The organism is Nonomuraea sp. NPDC050153 (assembly GCF_044460125.1).
GTDB lineage: Bacteria > Actinomycetota > Actinomycetes > Streptosporangiales > Streptosporangiaceae > Nonomuraea.
This window is the reverse complement of sequence record NZ_JBITJQ010000027.1, coordinates 124,401-138,191: the sequence shown is the minus strand read 5'-3', so window position 1 is coordinate 138,191 and position 13,791 is coordinate 124,401. Positions and strand designations below refer to the sequence as shown.

At 72.5% G+C, this 13,791-nt stretch carries 15 protein-coding genes; 13 read left to right on the top strand and 2 right to left on the bottom strand.

Going from position 1 to position 13,791, the window contains the following annotated elements; all coding sequences use genetic code 11:
• Nucleotides 1-177: 177 nt before the first annotated feature.
• The 13 genes from ACIBQ1_RS44210 (at nucleotide 178) to ACIBQ1_RS44150 (ending at nucleotide 12,340) form a co-directional block, all read left to right on the top strand.
• Complete coding sequence (locus ACIBQ1_RS44210; RefSeq protein WP_397286856.1) at nucleotides 178-930, top strand: SDR family oxidoreductase; 753 nt, start codon at nucleotides 178-180, stop codon at nucleotides 928-930.
• A gap of 32 nt (nucleotides 931-962) precedes the next feature.
• Nucleotides 963-1,415: a cupin domain-containing protein gene (locus ACIBQ1_RS44205; RefSeq protein ID WP_397286854.1), complete on the top strand. Its 453-nt coding sequence runs from the start codon at nucleotides 963-965 to the stop codon at nucleotides 1,413-1,415.
• Between the two features lie 53 nt (nucleotides 1,416-1,468).
• A complete protein-coding gene (locus tag ACIBQ1_RS44200) occupies nucleotides 1,469-2,275 on the top strand; it encodes a class I SAM-dependent methyltransferase (protein ID WP_397286852.1) in 807 nt (268 codons plus the stop codon).
• Nucleotides 2,256-2,486 (top strand): hypothetical protein, encoded by a 231-nt coding sequence (locus ACIBQ1_RS44195; protein WP_397286850.1) that lies wholly within the window; start codon nucleotides 2,256-2,258, stop codon nucleotides 2,484-2,486. Before ACIBQ1_RS44200 ends, ACIBQ1_RS44195 begins: the two co-directional genes overlap by 20 nt.
• A gap of 55 nt (nucleotides 2,487-2,541) precedes the next feature.
• A complete protein-coding gene (locus ACIBQ1_RS44190; protein ID WP_397286848.1) occupies nucleotides 2,542-4,368 on the top strand; it encodes a ferritin-like domain-containing protein in 1,827 nt (608 codons plus the stop codon).
• A 166-nt stretch (nucleotides 4,369-4,534) separates the two neighbouring features.
• Nucleotides 4,535-5,437, top strand: a complete 903-nt coding sequence (locus ACIBQ1_RS44185; RefSeq protein WP_397286846.1) for an RNA polymerase sigma-70 factor — start codon at nucleotides 4,535-4,537, stop codon at nucleotides 5,435-5,437.
• 241 nt (nucleotides 5,438-5,678) lie between these two features.
• Nucleotides 5,679-6,434, top strand: a complete 756-nt coding sequence (locus tag ACIBQ1_RS44180; RefSeq protein WP_397286844.1) for a hypothetical protein — start codon at nucleotides 5,679-5,681, stop codon at nucleotides 6,432-6,434.
• 31 nt (nucleotides 6,435-6,465) lie between these two features.
• Nucleotides 6,466-6,951 carry an Ohr family peroxiredoxin gene (locus tag ACIBQ1_RS44175; protein ID WP_397286842.1) on the top strand — a complete coding sequence of 162 codons (486 nt, stop codon included), beginning with the start codon at nucleotides 6,466-6,468 and terminating at the stop codon, nucleotides 6,949-6,951.
• A 115-nt stretch (nucleotides 6,952-7,066) separates the two neighbouring features.
• Nucleotides 7,067-7,624 carry a helix-turn-helix domain-containing protein gene (locus ACIBQ1_RS44170; protein WP_397286840.1) on the top strand — a complete coding sequence of 186 codons (558 nt, stop codon included), beginning with the start codon at nucleotides 7,067-7,069 and terminating at the stop codon, nucleotides 7,622-7,624.
• A gap of 233 nt (nucleotides 7,625-7,857) precedes the next feature.
• Nucleotides 7,858-8,940, top strand: a complete 1,083-nt coding sequence (gene rsgA / locus ACIBQ1_RS44165; RefSeq protein WP_397286838.1) for a ribosome small subunit-dependent GTPase A — start codon at nucleotides 7,858-7,860, stop codon at nucleotides 8,938-8,940.
• Nucleotides 8,941-8,969: 29 nt separating this feature from the next.
• Nucleotides 8,970-9,506: a GNAT family N-acetyltransferase gene (locus ACIBQ1_RS44160; RefSeq protein ID WP_397286836.1), complete on the top strand. Its 537-nt coding sequence runs from the start codon at nucleotides 8,970-8,972 to the stop codon at nucleotides 9,504-9,506.
• Between the two features lie 159 nt (nucleotides 9,507-9,665).
• The gene (locus ACIBQ1_RS44155; RefSeq protein ID WP_397286834.1) at nucleotides 9,666-10,697 is read left to right on the top strand and encodes an NAD-dependent epimerase/dehydratase family protein; all 1,032 of its coding nucleotides are present in this window, start codon (nucleotides 9,666-9,668) and stop codon (nucleotides 10,695-10,697) included.
• A gap of 107 nt (nucleotides 10,698-10,804) precedes the next feature.
• Nucleotides 10,805-12,340 (top strand): MFS transporter, encoded by a 1,536-nt coding sequence (locus ACIBQ1_RS44150; protein ID WP_397286832.1) that lies wholly within the window; start codon nucleotides 10,805-10,807, stop codon nucleotides 12,338-12,340.
• 377 nt (nucleotides 12,341-12,717) lie between these two features.
• On the opposite strand, the gene ACIBQ1_RS44145 is transcribed toward ACIBQ1_RS44150, so the two are convergent.
• Entirely contained in the window at nucleotides 12,718-13,026 is a 309-nt protein-coding gene (locus ACIBQ1_RS44145; protein ID WP_397286830.1) for a hypothetical protein, read from the bottom strand.
• A 301-nt stretch (nucleotides 13,027-13,327) separates the two neighbouring features.
• On the bottom strand, nucleotides 13,328-13,720 hold the full coding sequence (locus tag ACIBQ1_RS44140) for a hypothetical protein (RefSeq protein ID WP_397286828.1): 393 nt from the start codon (nucleotides 13,718-13,720) through the stop codon (nucleotides 13,328-13,330).
• Between the last annotated feature and the right edge of the window lie 71 nt (nucleotides 13,721-13,791).

Here is a 13,791-nt window from a genome sequence, read left to right as displayed (position 1 = left end):
CGAGCGCGACGCCGACGCCGTTCCGGGGGCACATCTTGATCGTTGCCGACGATGTCACCCGCAGCCTGGAAAAAGAAATTTCGCCGTGTCTGTCACAAGCGCGGAGGCTGCCCTGTCTTAGCTGGCGACCGGCTGGCAACCGAGCACGCCGGCGGACAGGAAAAAGGGGGATATGTCGTGAAAGTTGTGGTGATCGGTGGGACCGGCCTGATCGGGTCGAAGCTGGTGGCGAAGCTGGGCGAGCACGGCCACGAGGCGGTGGCGGCCTCGCCGAAATCCGGCGTGAACACCCTCACCGGCGAGGGCCTGGCCGAGGTGCTGACGGGCGCGCAGGTCGTGGTGGACGTGTCGAACTCGCCGTCGTTCGAGCGGGCCGCGGTGATGGAGTTCTTCGAGACCTCCACGCGTAACCTGCTGGCCGCGGAGGCCAAGGCGGGGGTCGGCCATCACGTCGCGCTGTCGGTGGTGGGCACCGAGCGGATGCCGGACAACGGGTACTTCGCGGCGAAGATCGCCCAGGAGCAGCTGATCGAGAAGTCGGGGATCCCGTTCTCGCTGGTGCACGCCACGCAGTTCTTCGAGTTCGTGCGCGGTATCGCCGACGACGCCACCGACGGCGGCACCGTGCGCATCGCGCCCGTGCTGTTCCAGCCCATGGCGGGCGAGGACGTCGCCGAGGCGGTCGGGCGGGTGGCGGTCGGCGCGCCGCTGAACGGCCGGGTCGAGGTGGGCGGGCCCGAGCGGTCCCGGATGGACGAGTTCTTCCGCGACGCGCTGGCCGCCTGGGGCGATTCGCGCACGGTGGTCAGCGACCCGCAGGCGACCTACTTCGGCAGCGTGCCGGGGGAGCGCACGCTCGTGCCCGGCGACGACGCCAGGCTCGGCACGATCGGCTACCGCGACTGGCTCGCGCAGAACGCGGCCAGGTAGCCGCCCAGCCGGAGATCACGAAAGGCACGGCCATGCCCGAACACGATCCCGTCACCGACCCCGCCGCCGCTCGCGCCGCAGCCAGAAGGTCATCGGCCTGGCAGACGGCGCTGACCGTGGTGCAGGAGGCCCAGCCGCCGTTCATCCCGGCGGGGGCGCACGTGACCACGGTGGTGATCGAGTACCCGCCCGGCGACCCGGGCACCCCGCCGCACCGCCACCCCGGGCCCGCCTTCGGCTATGTGCTGGAGGGCGAGATGCTGCTGGAGCTGGAGGGCGAGGCACCCCGGGTCGTACGCGCCGGCGAGGCGTTCTGGGAGCCGGGCGGGGACGTCATCCACTACCAGGACGGCAACCACCGCGACAACGTCCCGCTCCGCTTCACCGTCACCATGCTGTGCGAGCCCGGCAAGCCCATGCTCGTCCTGGTGGAGGAGGAAGAGCTGGCCCGGCGCAAGGACCGCCGCGTGGCACGCCCGGCCTGAGCGCAGACGACCGCATTCACCACCACGACGACGGAAACGACAGGAGGGCTGTTTTGACCGCTTTGGCGATGGTCGCCGAGTTCGATGACGTCGCCGGCTGGACCGCCGACGCCGTCGAACAGCTCGGGGAGCGGCACGCCATCCCGGCCGCCTGCCGTGGCAGCGCGAGCCCGGCCGCCCTGGCCTGGCTGGCCGAGGCGTGCGAGCTGGCGCCCGGCGTCAGGCTGCTGGACGTGGGCGCCGGAGCCGGCGGTCCCTCCGCCTGGGCCGCGGAGCGGTTCGGCGTACGGCCGATCCTGGTGGAGCCGATGCCGGCCGCCTGCCGGGCCGCCGTCCGGCTGTTCGGGCTGCCGGTCATCGAGGCCGACGGGCGGCGGATCCCGCTGCGAACGGGCTCGGCCGACGCCGCCTGGTGCCTGGGAGTGCTGTGCACCGTGCGGGACAAGGCCGCGATGCTCGGCGAGATCCACCGGGTGCTGAAACCCGGCGCCTCCCTGGGGCTGCTGGTGGTCGTCGCCCGGGGCCCGCAGCTTCTTCCGATCCCGGACGGCAACCACTTTCCCACCCGGCGCGAACTGCGCGCGCTGCTCACCGGCGCCGGATTCGACGTCGTCGAGGAGATCGGCCGGCTGAGCCAGGCGCCACGGTCATGGTCGCGCCGGGCCGAGCAGGTCGCCGCGGTCGTCGCGACCCGCCACCGGGCCGAGCCCGCCTACGCGCTGGCGGCTCACCAGGGCGAGCGCTTCACCCGCCTGTTCGCCTCCGGCCAGATCGCCGTACGGCTGATCCACGCGGTCGGCCGCCCGGCCGCACACCCATTCACACCCCCATGGAGGAACGATGAGCGCCCCCGACGGTGACAACGAATTCCTGTACGAGCTCCAGGTCGAGGTGGAGGCGGAGGTGACCCTGGTCGAGTCGAGCCATCCGCAGGAGGTCGCCGAACTGCCGATCACCGAGTGGCTGTTCGACCCGACGGAGGCCGAGCGCGAGGAGATCGGCCTGCGGGGCCTGCTGGACGCGGTCGAGGTGCTGGAAGAGGGGCACCGGCCCGGCGATCACGGCGCGTGACCCGCAGCCGATCCCCCCGTTTCCGACCGTTTCCAACAGCTGAGGCACGACATTCATGACACACGGAGAACTGCTGGTGCCTGCCGCGCCCGGCTCGACGGCACGGATCGACACCCTCGACAGCCTGCGCGAGCATCTGCAGTGGGCGATCGAGCTGGAACACGCGACCTTGCCGCCGTACCTGTGCGCGCTGTACTCCCTCGACCCGGAGCGCAACCCCGAGGCCGTCGAGGTGGTGGGCAGCGTCTTCGTCGAGGAGATGCTGCACCTGGCGCTGGCGGCGAACCTGCTCAACGCCGTCGGCGGCCGGCCGCGGCTGGACACGCCGGAGCTGCTGCCGCCGCATCCCCGGCCGCTGCCGCACGGCGACCGCTCGCTGGAGTTGTCGCTGGTTCCCTTCGGGCCGCAGGCCCTCGACATGTTCCTGCGCCTGGAGCGGCCGGCGCCGCCCGGCGCGCCCGCGGAGGGCGACGCCTACGAGACGATCGGCCAGTTCTACGCCGCCGTCGAGGACGGGCTGCGCCGGCTGTGCGAGCGGTTCGGCGAGCAGGCGGTGTTCAGCGGCGATCCGGCCCGCCAGGTGAACGCCGATCACTTCCGGCACACCGCCGGGCGCCTGGTCCAGGTCGTCGACCTGGCTTCGGCGCTGGCGGCGCTGGAGGAGATCGTCGAGCAGGGCGAGGGCACCGCCCGCGGCGGGGTCTGGGACGGCGACCAGGACGTCTTCCACCCCGAACGCGAAGAAGTCGGGCACTACTACCGGTTCCAGGAGCTCAAGCTCGGCCGGCGGTATCAGCGGGGCGACACCCCGCGGTCCGGTCCCACCGGCGAGAAGATCTGGGTGGACCTGGCAGGCGTACGCCCGATGCGCCACAATCCGCGCCTGTCCGACCACCCTGCGGGCAGCGCGATCAGGACCGCGCAGGAGGAGTTCAACCACACCTACTGCGCGGTCCTGCACCTGCTGGAGCGGGCCTTCAACGGCAGCCCTCGGCTGCTGGGGGTCGCCACCGGCACCATGTACGGGCTCAAGGGCCAGGCCCAGGCCCTGATGCGGATGCCCGAGGAGGACGGCGCCACGGCCGGCCCCACCTTCGAATACGTGGCCCCCGAGCAGCGCCGGTGGAGCGTCGGCGACCGGCAGCGGATCGTCGTGCTGCCCAACGGCCCGTACCTCGTGTACGGCGGCGTCCCGCTCAGACGCAAACGCAAGATCGTCTCCGCCGAGAAGAACGCGCTGACCTGGAAGACCGGCCAGGCGCTGGAGACCGAGGACACCTACGCGCTGTGCCGCTGCGGCCACTCGGCCTCCAAGCCGTTCTGCGACGGGACCCACGCCGTGATCGGGTTCGACGGCACCGAGAACGCCGGCGTCCAGCCGTACAAGGAGCTGCAGCACGTGCACGACGGGGTGGGCATCTCGGCGCAGCGGGTGGGGGAGCTGTGCATCCACGCCGCCTTCTGCATCGGCCGCACCCGGCCGATCGCCGCGATGCTCGCCGACACCGACGACAGCGACGTGCGCTCCGACATCATGGGCCGCATCGACCACTGCCCCTCCGGCTCCTACAGCTACGCCCTCGGACGCGGCGGCGAGAGCATCGAGGCCGACCTCCCGCAGGCCGTCTCCGTCCTGGAGGAAGAGGACGGGCTGGCCAGCGCCCTGTGGGTGACCGGCAAGGTGCCGGTCCTGCGCTCGGACGGCCTGCCGCTGGAGACCCGCAACCGGATGACGCTGTGCCGCTGCGGCCATTCCGGCAACAAACCGCTGTGCGACGGCACCCACCGGGAGATCGGCTTCCGCGAGGACCCACCACCGTCCGGCGGCCATCGCCCGGAGCCCACCGGACAAACACCCAACACCGGAAAGGCACACCCATGAGCACCGCGGAGCAGCCCGTCATCGTCGACGCCGTCGCCCACGGGCGGGGCTGAAGGGAGCTCACCCTGGCGCGTGACGGATCGTCGGCCGGCGCTCAGCAGCCGCCGGCCGACCAGGAATCGAGGTGGACAATGTTGACGCAGATGCAGCGAAGGCACCGGTAACCATGCATGCCAAACCCCTGGAACAGGCGAACGCCCTCGAACAGGCCGCCTCCGCCTTCGTCGAACTGCGCCCGCGCCTGTTCGGCATCGCCTACCGGATGCTGGGCAGCGTGATGGAGGCCGAGGACATCCTTCAGGAAGTCTGGTTGCGCTGGCAGAACACCGACCGCTCGACCGTCGAGAACCCCTCGGCCTTCCTGGCGCTGGTCACCACCCGCCTGGCCATCAACGTCGCCCAGTCCGCCCGTTCGCGGCGCGAGGCCTACGTCGGGCCCTGGCTGCCCGAACCCGTCGACACCAGCATGGACCCCACGCTGGGCGCCGAACGGGGCGAGGCGCTCGAACTCGCCTTCCTGCTGCTGCTCGAAAGGCTCACACCGACCGAGCGGGCCGCGTACGTGCTGCGCGAGGCGTTCGTCTACCCCTACCAGCAGATCGCGGACATCCTCCAGCTCAGCCCGGTCAACGCCCGCCAGCTCGTCAGCCGCGCCCGCAAGCGGCTGACCGCCGAACGCCACGAGCCCATCGACAAGATCGAGCACAGGCGCCTGCTGTCGGCCTTCATCGACGCCGCCCAGACGGGGAACATCGCCACCCTCGAAGACCTCCTCGCCACCGACGTGGTCAGCTCCTCCGACGGCGGCGGCGTCCGGGGGGCGGCACGCTTCCCCCTGCTGGGCATCGAGCGCGTGACGAAGTTCCTCGCCGCGTACGCGCCGCGCTTCTGGCCCGGCGCCACGATGCGGTGGGTCGAGGTGAACGGCCGCGCCGGCGTGCTCGTGCCGCGCAACCGCACCGACGTCACCCTGCTCACCATCGAGGCCTCGCCGCAGGGCATCCACCACGTCATGTGGATCGTCAACCCGGCCAAGCTCGGCGCGTTCGCACGCTCCCGCGGACGCTAGACGCCGCCGCCTCCGCGACGGTCGCCTCACGCTCCACCTGCGGTGTCACATCAGGACCGGCTGCCCGGTCTTAACTGCCGACCGACACCGAAAGAACGGAGGACATCGTGCGGACGACCCCGTTGACCGGCTGCCCCACCGCCACTTCCCCGGCGTGGACGCAAGACAGGCCACCTTGCTCCCGGGCCCTGTCTGCCACCGGGTCTGCCACCGGGTCTGCCACCGGCGAGGGCGCCCGGACATGACCGACGTGAGCGCCGGGACGCTGGCGGAGATGCTCGACGAGCGCCGGCACCTGCTCGAGCTCGCCTTGTGGATGTTCGGCTCGGAAGTGACGGCTGAGCGGATCGTCCAGGAGACCTACCGCCGCTGGTACGCCCTCGACGACGGCGAACGCGCCGCCATCGCGGTGCCGCGGGCCTGGCTGACGCGGGTCGCCGGAGGCATCTGCCTGGAACTGCTCGCCGCCGCCAGCCACACCCTCAGCAGCCCCCCGGCACCCGGCCCGCCCGCCACACTCGCCCCCACAGCCCCCACAGCCCCCGCCGCCCCCACAGCCGCCCCCACAGCCGCGGCACCCCGGCCCGTCACCGGCCCGCCACAGCGGCAGGCCCCCTCGGCGGGGGCGATGCTCGCCAGGCACGACCGCGTCGCGCGCCGGTTCGCCGCGGCCTGCGACACGGGGGACGCGACGGCGCTGCGGGCGGTTCTGGCCGCGGACGCGATCGTCGTCAGCGACGGCGGCGGCAAGCTGCGCGCCCCGGTACGCCCCACCTACGGCGCGCAGGCGGTCGCCCGGTTCGTCACGGCCCTGCTGGCCGGCCAGCCGCCGGGCACCGAGCCGGCCGTCGAGTCCGTGAACGGCCGCACGGGCCTGGTGCTGCGCCAGGCGGGCCGGGCCGTGGCGGTGGTCAGCGTGAGCGTCGCCGGACCCGAGGTCACCGCCGTGTGGATCGTGCTGAACCCCGACAAGTTGCACAGCTGGCACCGTCCGTGACCAGCCGACCTTCACGCTGAAAGGCTTACCGGTGAAAGAACCGACATTGTCCACGGAGCACGACTACAGCGGCTCCACGTTCAAACCGCTCTACGTCACGCGCGTCGCCGTGAACGGCGGCAGCTCCGCCCACGGCCGGGCCAGCGGCCGGGCCGTCTCCGCCGACGGCGCCCTCGACCTGCAGCTGCGGATGCCCGAGGAGCTGGGCGGCGACAACCCCGGCCCGAACCCCGAGCAGCTGTTCGCCGCCGGGTACGCCGCCTGCTTCCACGGCGCGCTCAGCCTGCTGGCCCGACGGCACCTGCTCGACCCCGGGGCGATCACCGTGGAGGCGACCGTCGCCTTCGGCCGCGACCCCGCCGACGGCGGCTACCAGCTGAGCGCCGACCTCATGGTGACCTGGCCGGGAGTCGACCCCGACACGGCCGCCCCGCTGCTGTCGCAGGCGACCGCGCTGTGCCCGTACGCCAAGATGACCCGCCAAGGCATCCCCGCCACCATCAACCTCGCCCCCTGAACCCCCCTGAACCTCCCTGAACCCCCTCTGAGCCCCCTTTTGGAGTCTCCGCCCGCGGCGAACACCGCCGTTCTCATGTTTGAGGAGCGGTAGCACGATATGAGACCGTTCCGGGGTGGACACCCTGGAACTGCTGGAACTGCTGGCGCACCCGGTGCGGCTGCGGATCGTGCACGCGATGCACGGCGGGCGCGAGCTCACCACGGCGCAGCTGTGCGCCCGCATCCCCGACACCTCGAAGGCCATGATCTACCGGCACGTCGAGCTGCTGGCGACCAACGGGATCTTGGAGGTGGCCGACGAGCGGCGCGTGCGCGGCGCGGTGGAGCGCCGCTTCCGGCTACGCCTGGACCGGGTCGTCGTCGACGCCGACGCGGTCGCGGCGCTGTCGCCCGACGACCACCGGCGCGTGTTCGCCACCTCGATGGCCGTGCTGGCCGCCGAGTTCAACGCCTATCTCGACCGCGACGCCGCCGACCCGGCCGCCGACCTCGTCGGCTACCGGCAGCACGCCGTCTGGCTCAACCGCGAGGAGCTGGAGAACATGATCGACGGCCTGCGGCGCGTCATCCTGCCGCTGCTGGCCAACCAGCCGGCGCCGGACCGCGCGCAATACCTGCTCAGCCCGATCTTCTTCCCGGTCGAACAGCCACCCGCGGCCGAGCAAAGGTGATCTTTGCGGCGGGCCGGTCCTGCTGCTATCTTGTCCAGCGAAAGACACGTTGTTACAGGGACTCTTGAGGGAGGTGAGGATTGATGACCGTCGTGGTGATGGCCGCCATCCGCGGCACTCGGTCCATCCTCACGTTCCCGGGCCTTGGCTGACCTTTCCAGGCGCCGTCCCTGGCGCGGATGTGGCATGTCCCATCCGCCGAGGCCCCCTTTCCTGCAAAGGGTTCCATTCCGTTGTCTTTCCAGCATTCCCCAGATGATGGCCTGTCCGCGTACGGTTGGGACGCGGGACTCGAACAGTCCTTCGCCTCCCACCGCGCCGCCGGGCTCGTTCCCGCCCGCGTGGTCGGCGTCGATCGCGGCGCCTGCGACGTCATCACCGAATCCGGCCCGCTGCGGGCCGGCCTCGCGCTCCCGGAAACCCCGGACCCGCTCTCGTCCCCGTGCACGGGCGACTGGGCGGCGCTGCGCCACGGCCGCACACCCGAGCTGGTCGCGCTGCTGGCGCGGCGCAGCGTCATCGTGCGATCGTCGGCCTCGCGTTCCTCCTACGGCCAGGCCCTGGCCGCCAACGTCGACACGGCGGTCCTGGCCGTCTCCCTCGGCAGCCCGCTGAACCCCAGCCGGATCGAACGGCTGCTCGCGCTGGCGTGGGAGAGCGGCGCCCTGCCCGTGATCGTGCTGACCAAGTCCGACCGGTCGGCCGACCCCGGCCAGGCCGTGACCGCCATCGCCGAGTTCGCCCCAGGCGTGGAGATCATCACCACCAGCGCCGCCACCGGTCAGGGCATGGACACGCTCACCGCCGCGATCACCGGCACCGCGGTCCTGCTCGGCCCTTCCGGGGCGGGCAAGTCCACGCTGGGCAACGCGCTGCTGGGCACCGAGGTCCTGGAGACCGGCGCCGTACGCGCGCAGGACGGCAAGGGCCGCCACACGACGGTCCGCCGCCGTCTGGTCCCGCTCCCCGGCGGCGGCGTGCTGATCGACACCCCCGGCCTGCGCGGCGTCGGCCTCCAGGACGCCGGCGAGGGCCTGCGGCAGGTCTTCGCCGACATCGAGGAACTCGCCCGGCAGTGCCGCTTCGCCGACTGCGGCCACGACTCCGAGCCCGGCTGCGCGGTCCAGGCCGCCATCACCTCAGGTGATCTGAACGAGCGCCGCCTGGACAGCTACCGCAAGCTCCAGCGGGAGAACGCCTGGGCCGGCTCCCGCAGCGACGCGCGCCTGCGCGCCCAGCACGACGACCGCAAGAAGGCGATCACGCGCTCGCTGCGCGAGACCTACGCCTTCCGGGACCGGCAGCGCCGCTCGTGACCCGGGCGCGTCCGGCCACCACCCACCCCATGACCTTGAAGAAAGACGAGCACACCATGCCCGATACGTGGATCACCCGGCCCGAAACCCCGCAGGACATCCCCGCGATCCGCCAGGTCGCCCTCGGCGCGTTCCCCACGCCGCTGGAGGCCGACCTCATCGAGGCGCTGCGCATCGACGCGGCCTGGTCGCCCGAGCTGTCCATCCTCGCCCAGGCCCCTGACGGCGCCGTGGCCGGGTACGCGCTGCTGACCCGCTGCCACGTCGGCACCGCCCCGGCTCTGGCCCTGGGCCCGTGCGCCGTCCTGCCGCAGTACCAAAGGCAGGGAGCCGGCTCGGCCGCCATCCGCGCCGGCCTCCGGGCCGCCCGCGACAAGGGTGAGAACCTCGTCCTGGTGCTCGGCCACCCCGAGTACTACCCGCGCTTCGGCTTCACCCCGGCCTCGGCGTACGGGATCCGCCCCTCCTTCGACGTCCCCGACGAGGCGATGATGGCCCTCGTCTTCGACGCCACCCTCCCGGTGCCCGGCGGCACCATCGTCTACCCGGCGCCCTTCGGCGTCTGACCCGTACCGGGCCTGGCCAGGGATGCCCTGACCAGGCCCGGTCTTCTCCTCGCCCGGCTTTCTCCTTCGGCCCTCGGCGGGGATCCGCTGTCGGCGAATCCGGTCCGCTGTCAGTGAACCCCGCTGGGGGCCCGGTGGCCGCAGTGGTTGGGTGGCAGGATGGAGATCTTGGTTTTGGGCGGAACGGCGTGGGTGGGCCGGGAGCTGTCGCGGCAGGCGATCGAGCGCGGCCACCGGGTGACGTGCCTGGCGCGCGGCGAAAGCGGGCAGGTCGCCGGCGGAGCCAGGCTGGTGGCCGCCGACCGGAGTGACCGCTCGGCCTACGAGCCGCTGCTGGAGCAGGACTGGGACGCCGTCATCGAGGTGTCCTGGCAGCCGGGCTTCGTCCGTGAGGCGCTGCAGGCGCTGGGCGGCAGGGCCCGGCACTGGGCCTACGTCTCCTCCGTCAGCGCCTACGCCTCCCATTCCACCCTGGATGCGGACGAGTCCACGCCCCTGCTCGCTCCGACCGATCGCAGCCAGGCCGACAAGGACGTGTACGGCGAGGCGAAGTCCGCCTGCGAGCAGGCGTCCACGGCGGCCGTGGGCGAGCGCCTGCTGATCGCCCGCGCCGGTCTCATCGGCGGCCCCGGCGATCACAGCGGGCGCTCCGGCTACTGGGTGGCCCGTGCCGCGCGCGACCGGCAGGGGCCGATGCTGGTGCCCGACACGCCGGGCCTGGCGACCCAGGCGATCGACGTACGGGACCTGGCCGCGTGGCTGCTGGAGGCCGGGGAGGCGGGCCTCGCCGGCACCTTTGACGCCGTCGGGCCGGTGGTGTCGTTCGGGGAGTGGGTCGAGTTGTCCCGTGCCGTCGGCGGGCACGCCGGCCCGGTGGTCACCGCCGAGTCGGCGTGGCTGCTGGCCAACGGCGTGGCCGAGTTCATGGGGCCCGAGTCGTTGCCGATGTGGCTGGTGGAGCCGGGCTGGGAAGGGTTCTCGGCCCGGACCGGGTCGGCGGCGCGCGCCGCGGGGCTGCGTCACCGGCCCCGGGCCGACATGCTGGCCGACACCCTGCGCTGGGAGCGCGAGCAGGGGCTGGAGCGGACGCGACGTTCCGGCCTCAGCGCCCAGCGCGAGCGCGACCTGCTCGCGGCTCTCGGCTCTCGGCTGAGCGACGGCCCGCACGCGGCGGCTTCCACCGCGGGTTGAGGCTGTCGCGCCCTCTGTCGCGCCCTCTGTCGCAGCACGGCCGCAGCACCGCCGGACGGCAGGCGGCGCGAACTCTCCGGAGCCGGTTCAACGACAGCCTTGAAGCCATGAGTGCTGAGGAGTACGAACCCGGGGGAGCCCACGACGGCTCCCCCCGAACGACGTCCGACAGGGGCCTGCTGGGCCCGGCGATCGTGCTGGCCGGCGGGGTGCTGGTCGGCGCGATCAACATCTACCTGGCGGCGAGCCTGCTGCCGACCGCCGTGGCCGACCTCGGCGGCGCGAGCTTCTACGCCTGGAACATGACGATCTACCTCGTGGCCATGGTGGTCGCCACGATGCTCACCGGCCGGTTCCTGTCGCGGTGGGGGAACGTCGGCGCGTACCTGCTGGGCTTCGCCACGTTCACGGCGGGTTCGCTGGCGTGCGCGGCCAGCCCGGCGATGGCGGTCCTGCTGGCCTCGCGCGGCCTGCAGGGGCTGGGCGCGGGGCTGCTGTCCGGACTGGGGTTCGCCGTCATCCGGTCGGCGCTGCCGCCCCGGCTGTGGACGCGCGGCACGGCGCTGATGTCGGCGATGTACGGTGTCGGCAACTTCGCCGGGCCGGCGCTGGGCGGCCTGTTCGCCCAGCTGGGCTCGTGGCGGCTGGCGTTCGCGGTGATGGCGGCGGTTTCCGCGGGGTGCGGCGCGCTCGTGCCCCGCGTGCTTCCCCGCGTGCTTCCCCGCGTGCTTCCCCGTGTGCTTCCCCGCGGCGGGCGCGCCGAGCACGGGGGACACGGTGGGCACGGTGGGCATGCGGGTCCCGGTGGGCGCGGTGGCGTGCGCCCGCCGGTCCCGGCCGTGTCCCTGCTGCTGGTCACGGCGGCAGCCGCGGCCGTGAGCGTGGCGGCGGTGCTGCCGGGCACGCCGGCGAAGGCGGCCGGCATCGGGGTGGCGGTGCTGCTGGTGGCCGCCTTCGTCGTCCATGAGGGGCGCAGCGAGCTGCGGGTCTTGCCGCGTGCGGCCTACCTGCGGGGTTCGTCGTTGAAGTGGGTCTACCTGACGCTCGGGCTGCTGGCCTTCGGGGTGGCGGCCGAGTCGTTCCTGCCGCTGTTCGGCCAGCGGCTGGCCGGGCTGGCGCCGCTCGTCGCGGGGTTCTTCGCCGCGGCGATCTCGCTGGGCTGGTCGCTCACCCAGATCGCCGGCGCGTCGGTGACGGGCGTGCGTGCGGTGCGCCGCTTGCGTGTGCTCGGCCCGTTGCTGCTGGCCGCCGGCCTGCTCGTCCAGGGGCTGTTGCAGCGCCAGGACGCGCCGATGTGGCTGGTGGCGGTGTGGGTGCCGGTGCTGCTGGCCGCGGGGGCGGGCATCGGGCTGGCCTATCCGCACCTGTCGGTGGCCGCGATGTCCAGCACACGCGATCCGGAGGAAGGCAGGCGGGCGGCCGCGGGGATCGCCACGGTGACGAGCCTGTCGATCGCGTTCGGCACGGCGGTGGCGGGGGTCCTGGTCAACCTGGGCGGCGCTTCGATGCTCGACTCGGCGCGGTACGTGCTGTTCGGGCTCGCGATCATCTGCGCGATCGGCGCCCTGACCGCGCACGCTGCGAACCGTACGGACCGCTCGCCCGCGGCGGCTCACCCCCGTGAAGCCGTTACCCGCCCGTAGCCGGGTCCCTGCCCGGCGGGGGAGCGGCGCGCCGAGGGACGCGGGGGGTTGATGAACATCTCTGCGAGATCGTGCGCCAAGCCGCACCGCCCCTGATCAGCCAACACGGGCGGCGGGCGGCGGGCGGCCCGCTATGATCGGCGTTTTCGCCGAAAGGATATCCCCGCGAATACGCCCGGGCCCGGCGCCATTTACAGTGGCGCGCCGCCATGAAGTGGCTCTGCGAGCGGATGGCCGGGTTGCGGATGTTCATGAGCGCCCGGAGGCGCAGCGGCGCCGGGGCCGTACGGCCGTGCGCTTCCTGCCCTCCGGCCAGGTCGTGACGCCTCACCCGGACGGCGCCGGTCTTGCGGCCGTAGCCGCGTGGCTCTCGCCGGTCAGATCCGTTCGACGCTCCAGGTCACGTCGAACGGGATCAGGAAATCGAGGAAATCAGCCGGGCCGAAGGCCTGGGCCGGCGTGCGGGCACCCGTGGGGCCCGCGTCCATGACCAATCGGCGCGCGCCCTCCACGGCGATCACCGCGGTGAGCCGATAGCCGTCCGTCCCGGTGACCCAGCCGCGGGCACGGTTGCCCATGACGTCGGTGGCCTCGGCCGTCATGAGCCATCGGGCGGCTCTGCGAGCCTCTTCCTCCGGGACCTCGGGGAGGCTTTCGGCCACCTCAGGGGTCAGCCCTGAGAACACCTCCGAGACCTCGGCGCGAATGGCACTCCGAACGCGCCTGACACGCAGGTGACGAGGTGCCATGACGACCCCGGGAAGCGCGAAAGCCGACACTTGCGTCTCCTGCCGTTCACCGGGCACGGCGAGGACGGCACGGACGGCCGCTCCGCCGGCGGGATGCCCTGCTCCGCCGGCGTATTCGAGCGGGGCCTGGACGCCGAATCGGCCGTCAGTGGGCACAGTGCTGCCAGTACCTCGCTCAGGGGCCCGGCCGACGGACCGCCGTCCGAGCCCCTGAGCTGCGCAGCGCGCCGTGAGGCCGTCAGGCTGTCCTGGTGTCGGGCACAGTGCCGGGCTCGCCGTCAGACCAATCGGCTACTCCGGAGGCGCGGTGGTCGGTGCTGCCGTGGCCGGCAGCTTCGCTGCACCGGACCCACTGCCCGAGATACTCGCTGTCCGGGCGCTTCGTGGTGTCCCACGCCAGTTTCAGCGCACTGCAGCCCTCTCCGGGGGGGGGACCCATAGCCCCCGGCAGCGGGAACAGGCCTAGAGCGCCCAGAGCGGCGTAGACGAGCTGTTGGGCCACAAACCAATCCACGGAATACTCTTGGGCTTTGCCGATGAGGGCATTCCCGACGTGGATATCCTCCCGTTCAGTCAGTAAGCGCAGGGGCGGGGGAAGCGGGACCGGCGTGTCGGTCTGATCTTCGGACATGCCGTCACCATGGCATAGGGGCGTTGCCCCCGTCATCATGGCCGCTTCGCGGACGGCGCCCTTCCCCAGTC

Bases quoted from the DNA above. Each gene is read 5' to 3' on its own strand.
- ACIBQ1_RS44205 (WP_397286854.1), top strand. From the start codon at position 963: ATGCCCGAACACGATCCCGTCACCGACCCCGCCGCCGCTCGCGCCGCA.
- ACIBQ1_RS44195 (WP_397286850.1), top strand. From the start codon at position 2,256: ATGAGCGCCCCCGACGGTGACAACGAATTCCTGTACGAGCTCCAGGTC.
- ACIBQ1_RS44190 (WP_397286848.1), top strand. From the start codon at position 2,542: ATGACACACGGAGAACTGCTGGTGCCTGCCGCGCCCGGCTCGACGGCA.
- ACIBQ1_RS44185 (WP_397286846.1), top strand. From the start codon at position 4,535: ATGCATGCCAAACCCCTGGAACAGGCGAACGCCCTCGAACAGGCCGCC.
- ACIBQ1_RS44180 (WP_397286844.1), top strand. From the start codon at position 5,679: ATGACCGACGTGAGCGCCGGGACGCTGGCGGAGATGCTCGACGAGCGC.
- ACIBQ1_RS44160 (WP_397286836.1), top strand. From the start codon at position 8,970: ATGACCTTGAAGAAAGACGAGCACACCATGCCCGATACGTGGATCACC.
- ACIBQ1_RS44155 (WP_397286834.1), top strand. From the start codon at position 9,666: ATGGAGATCTTGGTTTTGGGCGGAACGGCGTGGGTGGGCCGGGAGCTG.
- ACIBQ1_RS44150 (WP_397286832.1), top strand. From the start codon at position 10,805: ATGAGTGCTGAGGAGTACGAACCCGGGGGAGCCCACGACGGCTCCCCC.
- ACIBQ1_RS44140 (WP_397286828.1), bottom strand. From the start codon at position 13,720: ATGTCCGAAGATCAGACCGACACGCCGGTCCCGCTTCCCCCGCCCCTG.